The organism is Salinivibrio sp. VGrn1, from assembly GCF_009377995.1.
Classification (GTDB): domain Bacteria; phylum Pseudomonadota; class Gammaproteobacteria; order Enterobacterales; family Vibrionaceae; genus Salinivibrio; species Salinivibrio siamensis.
On sequence record NZ_SATA01000013.1, the window covers coordinates 50,708 to 73,507 of the forward strand.

At 50.6% G+C, this 22,800-nt stretch carries 16 protein-coding genes and 4 tRNA genes; 5 read left to right on the forward strand and 15 right to left on the reverse strand.

From position 1 onward, the window contains the following. Nucleotides 1–83: 83 nt before the first annotated feature. The 13 genes from rpoC to EHW56_RS14580 all read right to left on the reverse strand — a co-directional run bounded on the left by rpoC (nt 84) and on the right by EHW56_RS14580 (nt 13,853). Nucleotides 84–4,298, reverse strand: coding sequence for a DNA-directed RNA polymerase subunit beta' (rpoC, locus tag EHW56_RS14520; protein WP_046074514.1), 4,215 nt, complete (start codon nt 4,296–4,298; stop codon nt 84–86). An 83-nt stretch (nt 4,299–4,381) separates the two neighbouring features. After that, complete coding sequence (gene rpoB, locus EHW56_RS14525) at nt 4,382–8,407, reverse strand: DNA-directed RNA polymerase subunit beta (RefSeq protein ID WP_046074513.1); 4,026 nt, start codon at nt 8,405–8,407, stop codon at nt 4,382–4,384. Nucleotides 8,408–8,636: 229 nt separating this feature from the next. Then, a complete protein-coding gene (rplL, locus tag EHW56_RS14530) occupies nt 8,637–9,005 on the reverse strand; it encodes a 50S ribosomal protein L7/L12 (protein WP_046074512.1) in 369 nt (122 codons plus the stop codon). A 57-nt stretch (nt 9,006–9,062) separates the two neighbouring features. Continuing rightward, nucleotides 9,063–9,551: a 50S ribosomal protein L10 gene (gene rplJ, locus EHW56_RS14535; RefSeq protein WP_046074511.1), complete on the reverse strand. Its 489-nt coding sequence runs from the start codon at nt 9,549–9,551 to the stop codon at nt 9,063–9,065. Nucleotides 9,552–9,780: 229 nt separating this feature from the next. Then, a complete protein-coding gene (gene rplA, locus EHW56_RS14540) occupies nt 9,781–10,485 on the reverse strand; it encodes a 50S ribosomal protein L1 (protein WP_046074510.1) in 705 nt (234 codons plus the stop codon). Between the two features lie 4 nt (nt 10,486–10,489). Next, a complete protein-coding gene (gene rplK / locus EHW56_RS14545; protein ID WP_046074509.1) occupies nt 10,490–10,918 on the reverse strand; it encodes a 50S ribosomal protein L11 in 429 nt (142 codons plus the stop codon). 122 nt (nt 10,919–11,040) lie between these two features. Beyond that, entirely contained in the window at nt 11,041–11,586 is a 546-nt protein-coding gene (nusG, locus tag EHW56_RS14550; protein ID WP_025744447.1) for a transcription termination/antitermination protein NusG, read from the reverse strand. Between the two features lie 11 nt (nt 11,587–11,597). Beyond that, nucleotides 11,598–11,969, reverse strand: coding sequence for a preprotein translocase subunit SecE (gene secE, locus EHW56_RS14555; protein WP_025674747.1), 372 nt, complete (start codon nt 11,967–11,969; stop codon nt 11,598–11,600). Nucleotides 11,970–12,195: 226 nt separating this feature from the next. Beyond that, a complete protein-coding gene (gene tuf / locus EHW56_RS14560; RefSeq protein ID WP_046074508.1) occupies nt 12,196–13,380 on the reverse strand; it encodes an elongation factor Tu in 1,185 nt (394 codons plus the stop codon). Between the two features lie 104 nt (nt 13,381–13,484). Continuing rightward, nucleotides 13,485–13,560 (reverse strand) — tRNA-Thr (locus tag EHW56_RS14565). 13 nt (nt 13,561–13,573) lie between these two features. Further along, nucleotides 13,574–13,648: transfer RNA gene (locus EHW56_RS14570), tRNA-Gly, on the reverse strand. 37 nt (nt 13,649–13,685) lie between these two features. Continuing rightward, nucleotides 13,686–13,770 (reverse strand) — tRNA-Tyr (locus tag EHW56_RS14575). A 7-nt stretch (nt 13,771–13,777) separates the two neighbouring features. Beyond that, nucleotides 13,778–13,853 (reverse strand) — tRNA-Thr (locus EHW56_RS14580). 209 nt (nt 13,854–14,062) lie between these two features. Between EHW56_RS14580 and coaA the strand changes: the two genes are divergently transcribed. Next, a complete protein-coding gene (gene coaA, locus EHW56_RS14585) occupies nt 14,063–15,001 on the forward strand; it encodes a type I pantothenate kinase (protein ID WP_046074507.1) in 939 nt (312 codons plus the stop codon). Between the two features lie 18 nt (nt 15,002–15,019). Here the strand turns inward: coaA and birA are convergent, their stop codons facing one another. Together birA and murB are read right to left on the reverse strand one after the other, a co-directional pair. Beyond that, nucleotides 15,020–15,988, reverse strand: coding sequence for a bifunctional biotin--[acetyl-CoA-carboxylase] ligase/biotin operon repressor BirA (gene birA / locus EHW56_RS14590; protein WP_046074506.1), 969 nt, complete (start codon nt 15,986–15,988; stop codon nt 15,020–15,022). Next, nucleotides 15,985–17,019, reverse strand: a complete 1,035-nt coding sequence (murB, locus tag EHW56_RS14595) for a UDP-N-acetylmuramate dehydrogenase (RefSeq protein ID WP_046074505.1) — start codon at nt 17,017–17,019, stop codon at nt 15,985–15,987. Before murB ends, birA begins: the two co-directional genes overlap by 4 nt. A 124-nt stretch (nt 17,020–17,143) precedes the next feature. On the opposite strand from murB, the gene EHW56_RS14600 reads away from it, so the two are divergent. From EHW56_RS14600 to EHW56_RS14615, 4 genes are all read left to right on the forward strand, one after another. Beyond that, complete coding sequence (locus tag EHW56_RS14600; RefSeq protein ID WP_338013105.1) at nt 17,144–17,527, forward strand: GNAT family N-acetyltransferase; 384 nt, start codon at nt 17,144–17,146, stop codon at nt 17,525–17,527. A 113-nt stretch (nt 17,528–17,640) separates the two neighbouring features. After that, nucleotides 17,641–18,990 carry a CDP-diacylglycerol--serine O-phosphatidyltransferase gene (pssA, locus tag EHW56_RS14605; protein ID WP_046074503.1) on the forward strand — a complete coding sequence of 450 codons (1,350 nt, stop codon included), beginning with the start codon at nt 17,641–17,643 and terminating at the stop codon, nt 18,988–18,990. Between the two features lie 11 nt (nt 18,991–19,001). Continuing rightward, nucleotides 19,002–19,646: a nicotinamidase gene (locus EHW56_RS14610; RefSeq protein WP_077607337.1), complete on the forward strand. Its 645-nt coding sequence runs from the start codon at nt 19,002–19,004 to the stop codon at nt 19,644–19,646. A gap of 199 nt (nt 19,647–19,845) precedes the next feature. Beyond that, entirely contained in the window at nt 19,846–22,431 is a 2,586-nt protein-coding gene (locus tag EHW56_RS14615) for a family 20 glycosylhydrolase (RefSeq protein WP_152797110.1), read from the forward strand. Nucleotides 22,432–22,800: the final 369 nt, after the last annotated feature.

Below are 22,800 nucleotides of genomic sequence, written 5' to 3' on the forward strand. Positions count from 1 at the left end.
ACACGCCAGATAAACAAAAGGCACCTCCGAAGAGGTGCCTTTTTATTTCGCTGTGGGCGTTGATGTTATCAACGCTTCCACGCTTAGCTATCGTCGTTCAGACCCGCGTTCAGTAGCGCAGCAAGATCTTGCGAAGCTTGCTCTGCATCGACCTGAGGGGCTACTGGCTGCTCTGGCTCGGCACGTTTTGCTTGACGGTCTTTGTGATACGCGAAGCCGGTACCGGCTGGGATCAGACGACCCACAATCACGTTCTCTTTCAGACCACGCAAGTCATCACGCTTACCTGCCACGGCTGCTTCAGTCAGCACGCGCGTGGTTTCCTGGAACGATGCCGCTGAGATGAATGACTCAGTCGCCAACGAGGCTTTGGTGATACCCAGCAGATCACGACCAAAGGTCGCCGGCTGCTTGCCTTCCGCTTCGAGATCACGGTTAGCAATCATCACACGAGAGTATTCCACCTGCTCGCCTTCCAAGAACTCCGTATCACCGGCAGACTTAATGGTCACTTTACGCAGCATCTGACGCACGATGGTCTCGATGTGCTTATCGTTGATCTTAACACCCTGCAGACGGTAAACGTCTTGGACTTCGTTAGTGATGTATTCTGCTACCGCGTGAATACCACGCAAACGCAGAATGTCGTGTGGTGATTCAGGACCGTCTGCGATCACATCACCTTTCTCGACTTTTTCACCTTCGAATACGTTGAGCTGACGCCATTTTGGAATCATCTCTTCGTAAGCTTTACCCTCTTCTGGCGTGATAATCAGGCGGCGCTTACCTTTGGTTTCTTTACCGAAGGAAACAGTACCTGTGATCTCTGCCAAGATAGCAGGCTCTTTTGGCTTACGTGCTTCAAACAGGTCAGCAACACGTGGTAGACCACCAGTGATATCCTTGGTACCGCCGCTTTCTTGCGGGATACGAGCAAGGGTGTCACCAATACCAACGCTTGCGCCGTCGTCCAGTTGAACGATCGCTTTACCAGGCAAGAAGTACTGAACTGGCATATCAGTGCCAGGTACCATCACATCGTTGCCTTGTGCATCCACCAACTTCACCGCAGGACGCTTGTCTTTACCGGATGATGGGCGCTCAGAGGCATCCATAACCACGATAGAAGACAGACCCGTGAGCTCGTCCGTTTGACGCTGCATAGTCGCACCATCAATCATATCCACGAAGCGAAGGCTACCTTCTACCTCAGTGATGATTGGCATGGTGTGTGGGTCCCAGTTAGCTACCACGTCGCCGGCTTCAACGGCTTCGCCGTCTTGCTTGCTCAGCATGGCACCGTAAGGGACTTTGTAGCTCTCTTTGGTACGGCCAAACTCATCCACAATGGTCATCTCTGACGCACGCGAGGTAATCACTAGCTTACCGTCGCTATTGGTCACAGATTTCACATTGTGCAGGTGCATAGAACCTTTGTTCTTCACCTGGATGTTGTTTTCTGCTGCTGCACGCGATGCCGCACCACCGATGTGGAAGGTACGCATGGTCAGCTGTGTGCCTGGCTCACCGATAGACTGTGCGGCGATAACGCCCACAGACTCACCGTGGTTAACCAAGTGACCACGTGCCAAGTCACGGCCGTAACAGTTCGCACAGCAACCAAAGTCAGTTTCACAGGTCACGACAGAGCGCACTTTTACCTTGTCGACAGAGTGGTGCTCAAGAATGTCACACCATTTCTCGTCCAACAGGGTGTTACGTGGCGCCAGCACTTCTTCTGTGCCCGGCTTAAGCACATCTTCAGCCACGACACGACCCAGCACACGCTCACGCAGGGCTTCTTTTACGTCGCCACCTTCGATAACCGCCATCATGTGGATACCACCTTCGGTACCACAATCGGTTTCGGTCACCACCACGTCTTGGGCAACGTCAACCAGACGACGTGTCAGGTAACCTGAGTTCGCTGTCTTCAGTGCGGTATCGGCGAGACCCTTACGCGCACCGTGCGTAGAGATAAAGTACTGCAGTACGTTCAGACCTTCACGGAAGTTCGCGGTGATCGGCGTTTCGATGATAGAACCATCTGGCTTCGCCATCAGACCACGCATACCCGCCAGCTGACGGATCTGTGCGGCAGAACCACGCGCCCCGGAATCGGCCATCATGTATACGCTGTTGAACGAGCTTTGCGTCTCTTCTTCACCGTCACGGTTAATCACTGTCTCATTAGACAGGTTATCCATCATGGCTTTCGCGACTTGCTCGTTCGCCGCCGCCCAAATATCGATCACTTTGTTATAGCGCTCACCAGCGGTCACCAGACCCGACTGGAATTGCTCTTGGATTTCCGCAACTTCGCTTTCAGCCGCTTCAATCAGATCGTATTTCGCTTGTGGGATCACCATGTCGTCGATGCCGACAGAGGTGCCCGATAGCGCGGAATAGGCAAAACCTGTGTACATGATTTGGTCAGCAAAGATAACCGTATCTTTCAGACCCAGCTTACGATAGCACGTGTTGAGCAAATTAGAGATTTGCTTTTTGCCTAGCGGCTGGTTAACCAACTCGTAGGGCAGGCCGTCTGGAACAATAGTCCACAGCATGGCACGACCGACGGTGGTATCGACGAGCGCTTCTTTCTCAGTGCGTGCACCCATCTCATCGATATCGATTTGCTTGATGCGCACTTTTACACGGCTATGCAGTTCAGCATGACCGGTACGGTAAACTTTTTCAGCTTCGCCTGGGCCTGCCAGGTACATGCCTTCGCCTTTGCCGTTCACCTTCTCACGGGTCATGTAATAAAGACCCAGTACCACGTCCTGAGACGGTACGATGATAGGATCACCGGATGCTGGCGATAGGATGTTGTTGGTCGACATCATCAACGCACGCGCTTCGAGCTGGGCTTCCAGCGTCAGCGGTACGTGAACCGCCATCTGGTCACCATCGAAGTCGGCGTTATAGGCCGCACACACCAATGGGTGTAGCTGAATCGCTTTACCTTCGATAAGCACAGGTTCAAACGCTTGGATACCCAAACGGTGAAGTGTTGGTGCACGGTTTAGCAGCACGGGGTGTTCACGGATGACTTCATCCAAGATGTCCCATACCACGGCTTCTTCGCGCTCAACCATCTTCTTGGCCGCTTTGATGGTGGTCGCTAGACCACGAGTCTCAAGCTTGCCGTAGATAAACGGTTTAAACAGCTCTAGTGCCATTTTCTTTGGCAGACCACACTGATGCAGGCGCAAGTATGGACCCACGGTAATCACCGAACGGCCAGAGTAATCAACACGTTTACCCAGCAGGTTCTGACGGAAACGACCCTGCTTACCTTTGATCATGTCAGCCAGCGATTTCAGCGGACGCTTATTCGAACCGGTGATCGCACGACCACGACGGCCGTTATCCAGCATCGCATCCACAGACTCTTGCAGCATGCGCTTTTCGTTGCGCACGATGATGTCTGGGGCAGCAAGATCAAGCAGGCGCTTCAAACGGTTGTTACGGTTGATCACGCGGCGATACAGGTCGTTAAGATCTGACGTCGCAAAGCGACCACCATCCAACGGTACCAATGGACGCAGATCCGGCGGCAGCACAGGCAGCACGGTCAGGATCATCCACTCAGGGTTGTTACCTGATTGCAAGAAGGATTCAACCAGCTTCAAACGCTTGGTGATCTTCTTACGCTTGGTCTCAGAGTTGGTCTCTTCGAGCTGCTCACGCATTTGTTCTGTCTCAACCGACAGATCCATGTTCGCCAGCAGTGCTTTGACTGCTTCAGCGCCCATGCGCGCGTCAAATTCGTCGCCCCACTCTTCGAGTGCGTCTAGATATTGTTCTTCAGACATCATCTGACCACGCTCGAGGTTGGTCATGCCTGGTTCAATAACAATGTACGACTCAAAGTAAAGCACGCGCTCGATGTCACGCAGTGGCATGTCCATCAGCAAGCCGATGCGCGATGGCAGCGACTTCAGGAACCAAATGTGGGCAACAGGAGAAGCCAGCTCAATGTGACCCATACGCTCACGGCGTACTTTGGTCTGAGTAACTTCAACGCCACATTTTTCACAAATGACGCCGCGGTGCTTGAGGCGCTTGTACTTACCGCAAAGACACTCATAGTCTTTGACCGGGCCAAAGATACGTGCACAGAACAAACCGTCACGTTCAGGCTTAAAGGTACGGTAGTTAATGGTTTCTGGCTTTTTCACTTCACCAAACGACCATGAACGAATCATGTCAGGTGAGGCAAGACCGATCTTGATTGAATCAAATTCTTCGGTCTTATGTTGTGCTTTCAGAAACTTAAGTAAGTCTTTCACAATCGGCTCCTGTGAGGAGTTGACCCATAAAGGCGCTGACCGGCAGCGCCTTCATATTCTTACCGGAGAGAGTAGCGCGTGGCTTACTCGTCTTCCAGCTCGATGTTGATACCCAACGAGCGGATTTCTTTCAGCAATACGTTGAAAGATTCCGGCATGCCCGGCTCCATACGATGGTCGCCATCAACGATGTTTTTATACATCTTGGTACGGCCATTAACGTCATCCGACTTCACGGTGAGCATTTCTTGCAGGGTATAGGCAGCACCGTATGCTTCCAGTGCCCATACTTCCATCTCACCGAAGCGCTGACCACCGAACTGTGCCTTACCACCCAGCGGCTGCTGAGTTACCAAGCTGTAAGAGCCTGTTGAACGGGCGTGCATCTTATCGTCAACAAGGTGGTTGAGTTTCAGCATGTACATGTAACCCACGGTTACTGGACGCTCAAACTTCTCACCCGTGCGGCCATCGTAAAGGTCAAGCTGACCTGACTCTGGCAAATCACCCAGTTTCAATAGCTCTTTGACAACCGGCTCAGGCGCACCATCAAAGACAGGAGACGCAGTTGGCAGACCATCACGCAGATTATTGATCAACGTGCGAACTTCCTCGTCAGTCAGTTTACTGATGTCCACTTCCTGACGGGTCTCACCCAGATCATAGACCTTCTGCAAGAACTCACGGAATTTCGCCAGTTCCTGCTGCTCTTTGAGCATGCGATTGATCTTGTCACCAATACCTTTCGCCGCCAGACCCAAGTGTGTTTCTAGGATCTGACCGATGTTCATCCGCGAAGGAACACCCAGTGGGTTCAGCACTAAGTCAACAGGCTCGCCTGACTCGTCGTAAGGCATATCTTCGATCGGGTTGATCTTAGAGATAACACCTTTGTTACCGTGACGACCGGCCATCTTATCGCCTGGCTGAATGCGACGTTTCACCGCAAGGTAGACTTTAACAATCTTCAACACGCCTGGGGCAAGGTCATCACCTTGAGTGATCTTGCGACGCTTGGTGTCGAATTTCTTATCAAAGTCGGCTTTGATTTCGTCGTATTGCTCAGCCAATTGCTCAAGCTGGGTTTGCTGTGCTTCATCATCCAGCGTTTGCGTCAACATGGTCTGACGATCCATGCCGTCGAGCTGGTTGTCGGTATAACCGGCTTGAGAAAGCAGTGTGCGAACACGCGCCATCAGACCGCCTTCAAGGATAGAGAACTCCTCGGTCAGGTCTTTCTTGGCTTCTTTCAACTGCATTTCTTCGATTTCGAGTGCACGCTTGTCTTTCTCTACGCCATCGCGAGTAAAGACTTGTACATCGATAACCGTACCAGACACACCATTCGGTACACGCAGTGACGAGTCTTTCACGTCAGACGCTTTTTCACCGAAAATGGCACGCAGCAGCTTCTCTTCTGGTGTCAGTTGTGTTTCGCCTTTTGGCGTCACTTTGCCGACCATGATATCGCCGCCTTTCACTTCGGCACCGATATACACCACACCTGACTCATCCAGCTTAGACAGCGCAGCTTCACCCACGTTTGGAATATCCGCGGTGATTTCTTCGCTACCCAGCTTGGTGTCACGCGCCACACAAGACAGCTCTTGAATGTGGATAGTGGTCAAACGGTCTTCCTGAGCAACACGCTCAGAAATAAGGATGGAATCCTCAAAGTTGTAACCGTTCCACGGCATAAACGCGATACGCATGTTCTGACCCAGTGCCAGCTCGCCCAAGTCAGTCGATGGGCCGTCAGCCAGTACATCACCTTTTGCCACTTCGTGGCCCGGCATCACTGTTGGACGCTGGTTAATACAGGTGTTCTGGTTAGAACGTGTGTATTTGATCAAGCTGTAGATGTCGATACCGGCTTCGCCTGGTACCAATTCATCTTCATTCACTTTCACTACGATACGTGAGGCGTCAACGGACTGAATGGTACCGCCACGTTTTGCTACCGCGGTAACACCCGAGTCAACGGCGACATTACGCTCGATACCCGTACCAACCAGCGGCTTTTGCGCACGCAATGTTGGCACGGCCTGACGTTGCATGTTCGCGCCCATCAAGGCACGGTTCGCATCGTCATGCTCAAGGAACGGGATCAGAGAAGCAGCCACCGATACGACCTGGTTGGTCGCAACGTCCATGTACTGGACATGGTCTCGTGGGTGCAAGCCTGATTCGCCTGTCTTACGCGCCGTGATCAGTTCGTCAGTGAATGAGCCATCTTCATTTAACGCGGCGTTTGCCTGCGCAATGACGTAGTGACCTTCTTCAATTGCTGACAAGTAATCGATTTGATCCGTCACTTTACCGTCAACGACTTTCCGGTAAGGTGTTTCGAGGAAGCCATAAGCGTTGCAACGCGCAAACGCAGACAGTGAGTTAATCAGACCGATGTTCGGCCCTTCCGGTGTTTCGATCGGACAAAGACGACCGTAGTGCGTCGCATGAACGTCACGCACTTCAAAGCCGGCGCGCTCACGCGTCAGACCACCTGGACCCAAGGCAGAGATACGACGCTTATGCGTCACCTCAGACAATGGGTTGTTTTGGTCCATAAACTGGGACAGCTGCGAAGAACCAAAGAACTCTTTCACTGCCGCAGAGATAGGCTTGGCGTTAATCAAGTCTTGTGGCATCACGTTATCGAGATCGCCCAAGCTCAAACGCTCTTTAACGGCACGCTCTACACGTACCAAACCAACACGGAACTGGTTTTCTGCCATTTCACCCACAGAGCGAATACGGCGGTTACCCAGGTGATCAATATCGTCCACTTCACCAATACCGTTACGGATATGGATAAGTTTACGCATCACCTCGATGATGTCTTCTTTGCTCAGTACGCCAGGCCCGGTGAGGTCGTCACGACCCAACGAGCTGTTGAACTTCATACGACCAACAGATGATAAATCATAGCGGTCATCTGAGAAGAACAGGCTCTCAAACAGTTGCTCGGCTGCTTCACGCGTTGGCGGCTCGCCAGGACGCATCATGCGATAGATTTCGACTAGCGCCGTGAGACGATCCGTGGTGTTGTCGATACGCAAGGTATCGGACATGTACGGGCCATGGTCCAGGTCATTGGTAAACAGGGTTTCGATACGTTTGTGACCTGCTTGCGACAACTGCGCCAGTGTCTCCAGGCTGACCTCTTGGTTAGCCGAGACAATCACTTCACCTGTGTCCTGATTGACATACTCACGTGCAGAAATCTTGCCCGCAATGTACTCAACTGGCACTTCGATGTGATCAACGTTATCTTTCGTCAACTGACGGATATGACGCGCAGTGATTCGACGACCCTGCTCCACGTAGACTTTACCGTCCGCTTCGATATCAAAGCTGGCGGTTTCGCCACGTAGACGCTCAGGCACCAGTTCCATCACCAGAGACTTGCCTTTTACTTCGAAAACAACTTTTTCGAAGAACAGGTCTAGGATCTCTTCAGTGGTGTATTCCAGCGCACGCAGAATAATCGAAGCTGGCAGCTTACGACGACGATCGATACGAACGTATACGATATCCTTAGGATCGAATTCGAAATCCAACCATGAACCACGGTATGGGATCACGCGTGCGTTATATAGCACTTTTCCTGAGGAATGGGTTTTACCCTTATCGCTGTCGAAAAAGACGCCCGGACTACGGTGCAGCTGGGATACGATAACCCTCTCAGTACCATTGATGACAAAGGTACCATTTTCAGTCATGAGCGGAATTTCGCCCATATAGACTTCTTGTTCTTTGATGTCTTTAACGGTACCAGCCGGGGCATCCTTATCAAACATCACCAAGCGCAGTTTGACGCGTAGTGGGGCCGAATAGGTTACGCCGCGAATTTGGCATTCTTTGACATCGAAAACTGGCTCACCGAGACGATAGCTAACGTATTGCAGCTCGGAATTGCCGTTGTAGCTCTGAATTGGAAAGACAGAGCGAAAGGCAGCTTCAAGACCGTATTGCCCTTCTGGATCCTGCTCGATAAAGTTCTTAAAAGATTCAAGCTGGATCGACAGCAAGTATGGCACGTCCAGAACTTGCGGACGCTTACCAAAATCCTTACGGATACGCTTTTTCTCGGTATAAGAGTAAACCATAGGGTTCCTCAGCTCGCTGATAAGTGACCCAAACTGTCCAGTACAAGGGACAGTGACTAAACAACCACCGTTTAGTGTAGGAAAATCAAAGCGCTTGCTTTGATTTTTTTTGCATGGTCAGCAGTGATAAAACGGGGTGAAAATTTCACTACTGCCCTACAGCGCAAAAAGGCCGGTGGCTTTTTAGCCACCAGCCAATGCCTTTTCAGGCTAGGAAATTAAGTATAAATTACTTAACTTCAACAGAAGCACCAGCTTCTTCTAGCTGAGCTTTAAGCGCGTCAGCTTCTTCTTTCTCAACACCTTCTTTCAGAGGTGCAGGCGCGCCGTCAACAAGCGCTTTCGCTTCTTTCAGGCCTAGACCAGTTGCGCCACGTACCGCTTTGATAACGGCTACTTTGTTCGCACCCGCTTCAGTTAGGATAACGTCAAATTCGGTTTGCTCTTCAGCCGCGCCGCCTTCAGCAGCACCGCCAGCAACAACGGCTGCTGCCGCTGATACGCCGAATTTTTCTTCCATAGCTTCGATAAGCTCAACAACTTGCATTACAGACATGTCTGCAATTGCGTCTAGGATTTGCTCGTTAGTGATAGACATAACAATTCTCTTTAAAGTCAACAATAAAAGGATTAAGCAACCAAATTAAACGGGCGATTAGGCCGCGTCTTTTTGATCGCGAACAGCGGCGATAGTACGAACCAGCTTGCCGGCAGAAGCTTCTTTCAAGCCCATCATTAGGCGTGCAATTGCTTCGTCGTACGTTGGCAGTGTCGCCAGTACCTCTGGGTCAGTGATCGCGCCTTCGAATGCAGCAGATTTAACCTCAAACTCTTTGTTTTCTTTTGCGAAGTCTTTGAAAAGACGCGCAGCGGCACCTGGGTGCTCGTTAGAAAACGCAATCAGAGTTGGGCCAACAAAAGTGTCTTGCAGACACTCATACTCAGTGCCTTCAACTGCACGGCGAGCCAGTGTGTTACGCACAACTTTCATGTAAACGCCCGCTTCACGCGCTTGTTTACGTAGAGAAGTCATTGCGTCAACGGCAACACCGCGAGAATCAGCAACTACTGCAGACAGGGCTCCACTGGCAGCTTCGTTGACTTCAGCAACAATTGCTTTTTTGTCTTGAAGGTTTAAAGCCATTTGGATTTGCTCCTGGATTGTTTAACACCACTCTCTACAGCCTTGCAGAGAGAGCTTGTACGGTGCAGATCCAAGAAAGACGAGAAATCTATCATGTTCTGGCACCGTCTACGTAGGAAATATTAAGTTCGTAATGAACGCCTACGGTCTTGGACGAAGTTTGCCGTGGCAAACTCAGCCATAAAATTGTCAAGCGAGAGAGTATAAACTACTCACTCGCTTGTCGCAATTAGTTAACGCTTGCTTCCAAAGAGTTCTGGTCTAGAGAAACACCAGCACCCATGGTTGTTGAAAGGCTAACTTTCTTGATGTAAGTACCTTTAGCTGAAGTTGGCTTCGCCTTCTTCAGTGCCACCAACAGCGCTTCCAGGTTTTCTTTCAGGCTGTCTGCGTCAAAGTCAACTTTACCGATGGTGGTATGAACGATGCCGTTCTTATCATTACGGTAACGAACCTGACCTGCTTTCGCGTTTTTAACCGCTTCAGCAACGTTAGGCGTGACAGTACCCACTTTCGGGTTTGGCATCAGGCCACGTGGGCCTAGGATGGTACCTAGCTGGCCAACAACGCGCATTGCGTCTGGTGAAGCGACGACGACGTCAAAGTTCATTTCGCCTTTCTTCACTTGCTCAGCAAGATCTTCCATACCTACGATATCAGCACCCGCTTCTTTCGCCGCGTCAGCGTTCGCACCTTGTGTGAACACAGCAACACGGATGTCACGGCCTGTACCGTTAGGCAGTACAGTCGCGCCACGAACGTTTTGGTCTGATTTACGAGCATCGATGCCAAGGTTGACAGAAACATCAACACTTTCAACGAATTTTGCAGTCGCCAGTTCCTTCAGTAGAGCAACGGCTTCGTTGATGTCGTACTCTTTGGTCACATCAACTTTTTCGCGGATTACGCGCATGCGCTTAGTCATTTTAGCCATTGTCTTAACCCTCTACGTTCAGGCCCATTGAACGGGCAGTACCCGCAATGGAGCGTTTCATCGCTTCGATGTCCGCACCGGTCATGTCTGCCGCTTTGGTTTCTGCGATCTCTTGGATCTGCGCGTCAGTCACGGTACCCACTTTTTCAGTGTTCGGACGACCTGAACCAGATTTCACGCCTGCTGCTTTCTTAAGAAGAATCGCGGCTGGCGGAGTCTTGGTTACGAAGGTGAAAGAACGGTCACTGTATACAGTGATAACAACTGGAGTTGGTAGACCTTTCTCGATAGATTCGGTCTTCGCGTTAAACGCTTTACAGAACTCCATGATGTTCACACCGTGTTGACCCAGAGCAGGACCAACCGGTGGCGATGGGTTAGCTGCACCCGCTGCAACTTGCAGCTTGATGTAAGCTTCTACTTTCTTTGCCATTATTCAATTACCTTATTTTGGGTACTAACGTCTATCTTGCGATAAACTCCCCGTTTAACAAAAGGGCGCGAAATTATAGTCAAATTTCGCGCCCTTGCCAACCATTAGCGGTGCTTTTTTGATCAGGTTTTTTCTACCTGACCGAATTCCAGCTCAACAGGGGTCGCGCGGCCGAATATAGACACCGAGACTTTAAGGCGGTTCTTATCGTAGTCAACTTGCTCTACGACACCATTAAAGTCTGCAAACGGTCCTTCGGTCACACGCACCACTTCGCCCGCTTCAAACACGGTTTTATGAACCGGAGACTCGCTCGCTTTTTCTAAGCGATTGAGAATAGAGTCCGCTTCTTTATCAGAAATAGGTGCTGGGCGATCTGAGGTGCCACCAATGAAACCCATCACACGTGGCACACCACGTACCAAGTGCCAAGATTCATCGTTCATCACCATTTGGACGAGCACATAACCTGGGAAGAATTTACGCTCGCTCTTGCGACGTTGTCCCTGGCGCATTTCAACCACTTCTTCGGTTGGCACCAAGACTTCCCCGAAATAGTCTTCCATTTCGTGCATTTTGATATGTTCGCGCAGTGACTGCGCAACACGGCTTTCAAAACCAGAGAAAGCCTGGACCACATACCAACGTTTTTTGGGAGCTTCGCTCATGTACTTTTACCTCACACGCCAGTGATTAGGCGGACTAGACGGACCATGATTCCGTCAACGCCCCACAAGATGAGCGCCATAACAACAGTAACAGCCAGAACGATGAGAGAAGTCTGTAAAGTCTCTTGGCGGGTTGGCCAAATCACTTTACGCACTTCCATACGCGATTCGCGTGCAAACGTGATCGCAGCTTTTCCTTTCATCGTGAGTGCAGCGACACCACCGGCAGCGGCAACCAATACCACCACGGCAGCAGCTCGCACTACCACAGACACGTCACTGTACAGGCTATTCCCTATCACGGCTGCGGCCAATAGGACAAAAACAACACCCCATTTAAGGATGTCCATCGAACCGGATTGGGTCTCAGCGTTCGCTTTCATACATTCTACCTGTAACAAGTCTACATAGACGGCAGTGCCTTTTCAGCCATCCACAATCAGTGTTTGGCAAAGGCACATGGTGACCATAACGTCTCAATCAAGCACGATACGATCACTAAACTCTGCGCTTGCTAACGACTGCTGGCTAAATTCACACCAATAGGAGCGTCAAACGCAGAAAAAGGGCATCAAATGATGCCCTTTTTACTAGTGTTTCGTCAAATCATTATTCAATGATGTTAGCAACAACACCAGCGCCTACAGTACGGCCACCTTCACGGATAGCGAAACGTAGGCCTTCGTCCATCGCGATAGGTGCGATGAGCGTAACAACCATCTTGATGTTGTCACCAGGCATTACCATCTCAACGCCTTCTGGCAGCTCGATAGTACCGGTTACGTCAGTCGTACGGAAGTAGAACTGTGGACGATAGCCTTTGAAGAACGGCGTATGACGGCCACCTTCGTCTTTGCCCAGTACGTATACTTCTGACTCGAACTTGGTGTGCGGAGTGATTGAACCAGGCTTCGCCAGTACTTGACCACGCTCTACTTCGTCACGCTTAGTACCACGCAGAAGAACACCCACGTTCTCACCCGCACGGCCTTCGTCTAGAAGCTTACGGAACATTTCAACACCCGTACAAGTGGTCTTGGTGGTGTCTTTCATGCCCACGATTTCAACGTCGTCACCCACAGTGATGATGCCTTGCTCAACACGACCAGTGACTACAGTACCACGGCCTTGGATTGAGAATACGTCTTCGATTGGCAGGATGAACGGCTTGTCGATCGCACGCTCTGGCTCTGGGATGTAAGAATCCAGCGCTTCAGATAGCTCAACGATCTTCTGCTCCCACTGCTCTTCACCGTTCAGGGCACCCAGCGCTGAACCTTGGATTACTGGGCAGTCGTCACCTGGGAAGTCGTACTCTGAAAGTAGTTCACGTACTTCCATTTCAACCAGCTCAAGCAGCTCTTCATCATCAACCATGTCACATTTGTTCATGAACACGATGATGTTTGGAATACCAACCTGACGGCCAAGTAGGATGTGCTCACGCGTCTGTGGCATAGGGCCATCAGTTGCTGCTACAACCAGGATACCACCGTCCATCTGCGCCGCACCGGTGATCATGTTTTTCACATAGTCAGCGTGTCCTGGGCAGTCAACGTGTGCGTAGTGACGGTTTGGCGTATCGTACTCAACGTGAGACGTTGCGATGGTGATACCACGATCACGCTCTTCTGGTGCGTTATCGATTGACGCGAAGTCACGAGCAGCACCGCCGTGTACTTTTGCAAGTACCGTACAGATAGCTGCGGTCAGCGTAGTTTTACCATGGTCAACGTGGCCAATAGTACCAACGTTAACGTGCGTTTTCGTACGTTCAAATTTTTCTTTAGACATGACAGTCCCTCTAAGCACGGTATTTCGGTGGCATTACGACCACACAACCAACAATCAGGTTTGTTGAGTATATATCAAACGGCTTGAAGTTACCTTGGAGAGGATGGTGCTGATAGGCAGATTTGAACTGCCGACCTCACCCTTACCAAGGGTGCGCTCTACCGACTGAGCTATATCAGCACTCTAAAAAGAGTGGAGCGGGCAGCGGGAATCGAACCCGCATCATCAGCTTGGAAGGCTGAGGTAATAGCCATTATACGATGCCCGCAATCGTTACTCGTAGAGCTATTCAAACAATTTGAAAATGGTGGTGGAAGAAGGATTCGAACCTTCGAAGGCTGAGCCGTCAGATTTACAGTCTGATCCCTTTGACCGCTCGGGAATTCCACCTAAATTTTGGTGCCGGCTGCCGGAATCGAACTGGCGACCTACTGATTACAAGTCAGTTGCTCTACCAACTGAGCTAAGCCGGCGACAAGTGCTGCGCATTCTATGCCATGGATTTGAGGGGTGCAATAGGGAATTTTAAAAAAATGGGTGATTTTTTCGTCTTTTGCGCATTTTTTCGCGTGATTGTTGCGAAAATAACCAGCCCGCTCACTCAACGCCAATCGTCGGCGCTTTTCCTTCCCTTTCGTTTGCGGTATCGTCACCCTCTTTACTGGCTTAAGGCACATGGATCATGAATGCAACGCTAACGCCTTATTTGTCGTTCGAGCGTCAACAATGGGCTGAACTGAGGGATGCAGTGCCCATGACGCTCACCGAAGATGACATTGACCGCTTGCGCGGCCTTAACGAGCATTTGTCGATGGATGAGGTGCGCGATATTTATCTTCCTCTATCGCGGCTGCTTAATCTCTATGTGAAAGCGCGCAAAAGCCGGACGGAAGTGCTAGACGAGTTTTTATCCCAGCCCGTCTCAAATCATGTGCCCTATGTCATTGGCATCGCGGGCAGCGTCGCCGTGGGGAAAAGTACCACCGCACGTCTTTTAAAAGCCCTGCTGACACGGTGGCCAGATCATCCTAAAGTTGCACTCGTGACCACTGACGGCTTTTTATACCCCAACGCCGAGCTTGAGTCGCGTGGCATCATGCATAAAAAAGGGTTTCCGCAATCTTATGACATGCGCAAGCTGGTTGAGTTTGTGGCCGACGTCAAATCAGGAAAAGACTGCGTCACCGCGCCGATTTATTCTCACTTGGTGTACGACATCACTTCTGACGTGCAAAAAGTGGAGAAACCCGACATATTGATCCTCGAAGGGCTCAACGTCCTGCAAAGTGGCATGGATTACCCGCATGACCCACATCATGTGTTTATTTCCGACTTTCTCGACTTTTCTATCTATGTCGACGCCGAACCAGAGTTACTAAAGCATTGGTATATTGAGCGCTTTATGAAGTTCCGCCGAGGTGCCTTTCTCGATCCACAGGCTTACTTTCATCACTACACGCGGCTATCGGTCGACGAAGCCACTCAAAAGGCGGCGACCATCTGGGATGACATTAACGGGAAAAACTTATCGGAAAACATTTTACCCACCCGTGAGCGCGCCAGTTTAATCCTAGAAAAAGGTGCCAACCACTCTGTTCAACGCATCCGTGTGCGCAAATAGTCCTTACAATCGCCGAGATTAGTCATCGCGTCTTAGAGAAATCTCTCCACCTAAATAAGGCGTGATGTCACCCTCAACGTCAAGTAATAAGGCACCGTGTTCGTCGATACCGCGCTCAATACCACGGACTTCCCGCTCTCCCATGAGTAGTTTGACGGGGCGATCAATAAAGTTATCCAACTTGGGCCAGTCGGCCATGATGCTCGATAGCCCATGTTGCTCATAGTCAATCAGTGCTTCTTTTAAACGCTCAATCAAGGTTGCCGCCAATGTATTGCGCGATGGCATTGGATGGCAAGCGTCCGCTAATCGAGCCCAAGGCTGATCGATGCTGTCACGCAAATGCGCCCCCATACCAATATTCAACCCCATGCCGATCACAAGGTGAGCCGCATCGCCCGTTTGCCCCGTCATTTCCACTAAGATGCCAGCGAGCTTTTTATCCTGAAAATACAGGTCGTTGGGCCATTTCACCTTCACACCTGGCGCGCCTAGTTCATGGAGTGCTTTGGTGATCGCCACACCAACCACTAGGCTCAGTCCCATCGCCGCCGCAGGGCCGGCATCTAAACGCCAATACATCGACAAATACAAGTTACTGCCAAAAGGCGACTGCCACGCGCGACCACGGCGACCCCGTCCTTGCTGCTGATATTCAGCCAAGCAAACACTGCCTGACGCAAGTTGTCCAACACGTTCCATCAAGTACTGATTGGTCGAATCAATGACCGGGATCACGGATAAAGCGGGCACATCGGTATGCTCACTGAGCCAGACGTCATCGAGCAACTCAATCGGTTGTGATAAGCAATAGCCTTTGCCCTGCACCCGATAGATATCCAGTCCCCACGATTGCAACACTTTGATATGTTTGCTGACCGCCGCTCGGCTCATGCCTAGCGCATCGCCTAGCATTTCGCCAGAGTGGAATTCACCATCGGATAAACGATCGATAAGGGTAAGCCTTGCGGTATGTGCACTGCTCATTGTGCCTCCAAGCTGGTTTCGCCCTTGGCACCCATAAAGCGCACCTCATGGTGCAAGGTCACACCAAACCGCGCCTTGACTTCGTCGACCACCTGCTTTGCTAACTGAATAACGTCTTGGCTGGTTGCATGATTAGCGTTGGTCAGCACTAAGGCTTGTTTTGGATGTACACGCGCGCCTCCCACTTGCTTGCCTTTCAAACCACATTGGTCAATCAGCCAGCCTGCGGCGAGCTTCTTTTTCCCCTCTCCGGCAAAGTACATGGGTATCTCGGGATAACAGGTTTGCAAGGTTTGCGCCTGGTGTGCATCAATCACTGGGTTTTTGAAAAAGCTTCCCGCATTGCCACACTCACGGGGATCAGGGAGCTTGGCTTGGCGAATCGCACAGACCGCGTCAAAAATGGTTTGCGCTGATACCCGCTCTGGATCGAGATCCGCCAGCGCACCATATTTGAGCACGGGCTGCCACGTCTTCGCTAATCGGAACCCCACTTGCGTAATCACCCACCCTGTCATCGCGTCGGTTTTAAATATCGAGTCGCGATAGCCAAATTGGCAGGCTGCTCGGGTCAAACGACGTGTTTGCTGAGTCAATGGATTGACGATATCCACATACGCGCACCGCTCGCAAAACTCGACACCGTAAGCACCAATGTTTTGAATCGGCGCCGCACCAACACAGCCAGGAATAAGCGCGAGGTTTTCCAGCCCAGGGAACCCATTATCAATGCTCCAAGCGACTAAGTTATGCCAGGATTCTCCAGCCCCTACATGCAATACCCAGTGGTCGCCCTCATCATCGACTGATATACCAGTCAGGCGATTAAGCACCACCACGCCCTGAAAGTCTTGGCAAAAAAGCAGGTTGCTGCCTTCTCCCACCACTAGCTTAGGAAGCGTCAGATCGTCAGCATGCTGCCAAATCGCATATAAATCCTCCACGGTGTGCGCTTCCACGATCGCATGAGCGTGGGCGGGGAGACCAAAGGTGTGATGGGGTGTCAAGGACACATCAGATAACCACTTCATCAATGCATTACGCTGTCAGAAAAAATCATGGATAGGTATACTACCTGTCCTGCTCGTATTGCGCATCTATTAGGCTATGGATAATTACCACATTCACCCACTCGAGCCGTTACGGTTTCCTCTCGTGGCACGATTCTATAAAACCTACTATCCACCGGGTAAACCGAAAAAAGATGAACATATCTGGGTGGTGGATGGACCCAGCGGCTTATGTGGTGCGGTCCGCTTTCAACAACGTCAAAATTACCAATTACTCACTGGCATGTTGCTGCACCCACACTTGCGCGGGTCGGGGCTAAGTCATCAACTACTCGACGCCGTCCAGCCCGTATTGGCGCAACGTCCAAGCTTTTGCTTGGCATTTCGACCATTGACCGCTTTATACGTGCAACACGGTTTCAGCAGTGTGGACACGCCAGCCCTGCCAGAGGAATTGGCGGCACGCTACCAAAGCTACTGTCATAGCGGTAAAGACTTAGTCGCGATGCAATACGCACCTAAAGCGTGACATTTACAACAAAGCCACCGCGCAGTCATCCGTGACTTGACCTAATTTCTGGTATAATTCAGGGTTTAGCATCAAACCGCTCGACTCTGGCCGTCGAACAACAAGAGGTAACAATGGATTCAGCGAACGCAAACCGGCAGCTTATCGACCGTCTGCCCACCATTGCGCACCAGCCAGAAAATCTCGAAACCTTATTAGATGCCGTCTCGTTTAGAGAGCGCTTGCTTAGTGAAATAAAAAAGGCGAAATCCAGGATTTACCTCGTCGCCTTGTATCTGCAGGATGATGAGGCTGGACGTAGCGTGCTTGATGCACTGTATGAAGCGAAACAGGCCAATCCTGATCTGGATATCAAGGTATTAGTCGATTGGCATCGCGCGCAAAGAGGCTTGATCGGGGCAGAGCAATCTGACGGCAATGCGGGATTATATCGCGCCTATGCTGAGCGTTACCCGCACAAAATAGAGGTACTCGGCGTACCAGTCAGAAACCGAGAAGTGTTTGGCGTGCTGCACCTAAAAGGCTTTGTGTTTGATGACACAGTGCTCTACAGCGGTGCAAGCTTAAACGATGTTTATTTAGCGCAACATAATAGATATCGATACGACCGCTATCATGTGCTCGACAATAAAGCGCTTGCCGACACCATGGCAGACTTTATTGTTAATACCCTAACGGCGGATAGTGCGGTCAATTGCCTCACCTCGCCAGATCGGCCAAATAGCAAAGCACTTAAGCCTAGCATTCGTGAGTTTCGAACTCAGCTGCAGCGTGCGAGTTATCGCTACGATAATGAGCCTCTCCGTGAGGACCAAGTCGGGCTAACTCCTATGGTCGGATTGGGTAAACGTAAGAACAAGCTCAATCGCTATATCTGCCATCTAATTGCGAGCGCGCAAAAAGAGTTGGTGATTTGCACCCCTTACTTTAATCCGCCACGCAGTGTGGTCAGAGAAATCCGCCGTGCACTACGCCGAGGTGTGACAGTGAGCATCATTGTTGGCGATAAAACCGCCAATGACTTTTACTCGCCGCCAGAAGCGCCCTTTAAGACCATTTCGGCACTCCCCTACCTGTATGAAGTCAACCTACGTAACTTTGCGCGCCGTAACGAAGCAGCCATTGCCAAACGCCAGTTAAACATCCATATTTGGAAGCATGATGACAACAGTTTTCACTTAAAAGGAATCTGGGTCGATCGCCAATACATGTTGCTGACGGGCAATAACCTGAATCCACGCGCATGGAAGCTAGACTTAGAAAACGCTATCTTGATCCATGATAAGCATCAGCAACTCGAAGCGCAGAAACAGCAAGAAGTAGATAAGATACTGGCACACACTCAGTTGGTCGGCAGCTATAAACAGATAGAAAAAATGGAGGACTATCCCGTCCCGGTCAAACGTCTGCTCAAGCGGATTAAGCGGGTTAAGGCCGATCATTTACTTAATCAAATACTCTAGGTGATGATGCGATGAAACAAGCCAAAATTGCCGCGATTGACGTTGATGCACAATGCACATTCACACCGCTTTGTCCTGATGAGCTGCCTGTGCCTGAGGGCGACACCATCGGGCCAGCTCTGAATCAGCAAGCGGCATTGGCTGACCTACGCGTACTCACCAAAGATGCACACCCCACCAATGCTGTCTGGGTGGTTGATAAACCTGCTGATATGTTGCAGCCCTTAGCACATAAGAATGCTGATCTAACTTGGGTCAAGCATGCTGTGCCCGGCACCAAAGGATTTGAAACCATCGATGGCTTGCCCCCGGTCACCGAATACGACTATGTGGTTTGGAAAGGTATTGAGCCTGATCTTCACCCCTACGGTGCATGCTTTCATGATATTGAAGAAAAACTCAGCACGGGCTTGATTGAATGGCTACACAGCCAAGAAGTAGAAACCGTGGTTGTCGGTGGCTTAGCTACCGATTACTGCGTCAAAACCACGGCTATCCAATTGAAAAAGCGCGGCCGTTTTGACGTCATTGTCAACCTTGCCGCGTGTCGTGGTATTAACCCCGACACGGTATCGTCGGCTTGTGACGAAATGGTCGCCGTCGGTATTCGACTCGTGGATAGTCAAATCGCGTTAAGCTGCTTACTTCCGCGTTAATTTGTATCGCAGTGGATCATCAATTTCCGCTGCGATCTTCCTCGCTATTTTAACGAAAATCATAGCCCGCACACATCAATAAGTTTGAGTCTTTAGACATAAATGCATTTTGACTAACAAGATTACTAGGCTTGTTAACCACTATCCTCTACTGTCTTGTTAACTATTTTCACAATAAAAAATAAGTTTGGAGGATAGCATGCTCAAACCTACCGCACTGGGTCTCCTGATCGGCGCGTCATTATGTAGCACCGCTTGGGCGATGCCTGCATCGCAGCTTGATGCACTCGGAAACGGCCTCGATGTCCAATACCAAGTCATTGATAATACCCAAGATGACTGGCGTTCATTTACGGGTAACGTCGCCTTTACCAACCAAAGTACTCAGACACTGCCTAAAACAGGCTGGGCGATTTATTTCAGTCACATCCGCATGATCAATTCGATCGATACCGATCAACTTAACGTCTCACACGTCAATGGGGATCTCTTCAAACTCGAGCCCACGGACAGCTTTGTTCCGCTCGCCCCCGGTGATCAATTAGTCGTTGGCTTTAATGCCTCTGACTGGCAAGTCGCAAAATCCGATATCATGCCAAACTGGTATTTAGCGTCCGACGGTGAAGCTGGCATGCATACCGCATTGATTACCAGTACCAGTAACCACAAAAATGGCCAAGTGCCCACCAAGCCGGATGATGAGCTCGCCTTTGTCGGTGACTTTGACACGCCCGCACAGTGGAAGCGCTACGACGGTGCACTCACCGACCATTATGACCCGTTCACGGCCGAACAGCGCTATGCGCGCAATGCTGATCTGTCGTTGGTCAATACCCAAGGGCACGTGCTACCCACCCCTGCCAGTCGCATTGAGAAAAATGGCCATGTCATCCTCGATAGCGAGTGGACCGTGGTCTACGACAATGGCTATCAAGCGCAAGCACAATGGCTTGCCGATCAACTTGGCATTTCAGCCACCGACTGGGCACCTACCAACCAAAAAGTTATTCATGTGGGCTGGGGAAAAGTCAGCCTGAATGGAAGCGACCAGTGGCATGAAGCTTATCGCTTAGATGTACAACCTGAGCAGCAGCGTATTGACATCGATGCCCCTGATCAAGCGGGAGCCCTATATGCTGCGCAAAGCCTGCTGCAACTCAAAACCGGCGACACACTCAAGGCGGTGACGCTAACTGACGCACCACGCTTTGCTTACCGAGGCCTGTCTGTCGATGCGGCGCGAAACTTCCGCAGCAAAGAAGCCATCTTTAAGTTACTCGATCAGATGGCCGCTTTGAAACTCAACAAACTGCATCTACGCCTCAGTGATGATGAAGCATGGCGTATTGAGATCCCAGCCCTCCCGGAACTGGCGGACGTCGGTAGCAAACGCTGTCATGATTTGTCGGAAACCCGCTGCGTGTTGCCCTTCTTAGGTGCAGGGCCTGACGGCACAGAAGCATCCAATGGGTATTACACCACGGAAGATTATCAAGCGATCTTGCGTAAAGCAGAGGCGCTCAATATCACCGTCATTCCAGAAGTAGATATGCCAGGTCACGCGCACTCGGCCATCAAAGCGATGGAAGCGCGTTACCACAAGTACATGGCACAAGGTGATGAAGCCAAAGCGAAAGAATATTTGCTCACGGACTTTGAAGACGACACACAATACCTCTCTGTGCAGATGTTTACCGACAACGCGATAAATGTCTGTATGGAATCCAGTTATCGCTTCGTCGATACAGTGGTTGCCGCGCTCGTCGATGCGCATCGAGACATACAGCCGCTCGATACATTTCACTTTGGCGGTGATGAAATTGCCGGTGCCTGGAAAGAGTCGCCCGTCTGTCAGTCCTTTATTGCAGATAACGATGCAGGTGTGAACAGTGTTGACGATCTGAGTCAGTACTTTGTTGAGCGTATTTCGCACATTACCCAACGTCATCAGCTCGATCTCGGTGGTTGGGAAGATGGCCTCATGCACAACAATAAAGTCTATCCACGCGCACAACTTGCCAATGAGCACGTCTATGGCAACGCGTGGCAAAATATCTGGGAGTGGGGCGTTGCCGATCGCGCCTATAATCTCGCCAACAATGGCTATGGCGTTATCTATAACCAAGCCACACATCTCTATTTTGACCACCCCTATGAACCAGACCCAAGTGAGCGTGGCTATTACTGGGCACCCCGTTTTACCGATACCCGTAAGACGTTTAGCTTTATGCCCGATGATCTCTACGCTAACGCAGATGCAAAGCGCAATGGTGCACCGATCACCAAACAGGAAGTACTAGACGCTGCCACCGTGAAAACACTGACGCGTCCAGACAATGTGCTTGGTTTACAGGCATCTATTTGGAGTGAAACTATTCGCTCCGATGGCCAATTTGAATCCATGACCTTCCCTCGCCTCTTCGCCATGGCTGAGCGAGCTTGGCACCGTGCCGAATGGGAAGCAAGCACTCAAACCGGACAAGAGGCGAATCAAACCAAGCGCAACATTGATTACAACCTCTTTGCTAATCAGTTAGCGAACTACTGGTTCCCACAACTAGAGCAACAGGGTGTGGGCTTCCGCTTACCCGTTCCGGGTGGAGTGATAGAAAGTGGTATATTGAAAGCGAACTCGCCATTCCCTGGACTCACCATTGAGTACTCAACCGATAATGGTGCAAGCTGGCAGACCTATGATGCGGCGAACGCTCCTCACGTCACTGCACCAGTGCAGCTGCGTACCATTTCAGGTGATCGAGTAAGTCGAGTCAGTAAAATTCAATAACCAAGCTATTACACAGCTTAGAAAAAACAAAGCCCCGTCGACAAGACGGGGCTTTTTATTGGATATTGGATAGATGGAAAATGAAAAGACATCTACTCGGCAGGCAGTTTAAAGCAAAGCGCACAGGGCTAATACACCCTCAAGATACAAAAAAGCCCCGACCGTGAGGTCAGGGCTTGGTGTTTTCTCATCAAAGTCTTACATCTATTTGCTTTGATGATTAAATTGCGAGCTATGCGCAGTGAGTTTTGAAGCGAGACGCACAGTGTATGCCAATACATGAGCATCGCAGCTATCAAAAATCGCAAGCAATAGGCGCAATTTATAATCAAAGCCTGGCGATGTCCTACTCTCACATGGGGAGACCCC

Excerpts from the sequence above, each read along its gene's own strand:
- rplL (WP_046074512.1), bottom strand. The coding sequence starts at position 9,005 with ATGTCTATCACTAACGAGCAAATCCTAGACGCAATTGCAGACATGTCT.
- EHW56_RS14610 (WP_077607337.1), top strand. The coding sequence starts at position 19,002 with ATGAAACAAGCCAAAATTGCCGCGATTGACGTTGATGCACAATGCACA.
- nusG (WP_025744447.1), bottom strand. The coding sequence starts at position 11,586 with ATGAGCGAAGCTCCCAAAAAACGTTGGTATGTGGTCCAGGCTTTCTCT.
- murB (WP_046074505.1), bottom strand. The coding sequence starts at position 17,019 with ATGAAGTGGTTATCTGATGTGTCCTTGACACCCCATCACACCTTTGGT.
- pssA (WP_046074503.1), top strand. The coding sequence starts at position 17,641 with ATGGATTCAGCGAACGCAAACCGGCAGCTTATCGACCGTCTGCCCACC.
- rplA (WP_046074510.1), bottom strand. The coding sequence starts at position 10,485 with ATGGCTAAAATGACTAAGCGCATGCGCGTAATCCGCGAAAAAGTTGAT.
- secE (WP_025674747.1), bottom strand. The coding sequence starts at position 11,969 with ATGAAAGCGAACGCTGAGACCCAATCCGGTTCGATGGACATCCTTAAA.
- birA (WP_046074506.1), bottom strand. The coding sequence starts at position 15,988 with ATGAGCAGTGCACATACCGCAAGGCTTACCCTTATCGATCGTTTATCC.
- rplJ (WP_046074511.1), bottom strand. The coding sequence starts at position 9,551 with ATGGCTTTAAACCTTCAAGACAAAAAAGCAATTGTTGCTGAAGTCAAC.
- EHW56_RS14615 (WP_152797110.1), top strand. The coding sequence starts at position 19,846 with ATGCTCAAACCTACCGCACTGGGTCTCCTGATCGGCGCGTCATTATGT.
- rplK (WP_046074509.1), bottom strand. The coding sequence starts at position 10,918 with ATGGCAAAGAAAGTAGAAGCTTACATCAAGCTGCAAGTTGCAGCGGGT.
- rpoB (WP_046074513.1), bottom strand. The coding sequence starts at position 8,407 with ATGGTTTACTCTTATACCGAGAAAAAGCGTATCCGTAAGGATTTTGGT.
- coaA (WP_046074507.1), top strand. The coding sequence starts at position 14,063 with ATGAATGCAACGCTAACGCCTTATTTGTCGTTCGAGCGTCAACAATGG.
- tuf (WP_046074508.1), bottom strand. The coding sequence starts at position 13,380 with ATGTCTAAAGAAAAATTTGAACGTACGAAAACGCACGTTAACGTTGGT.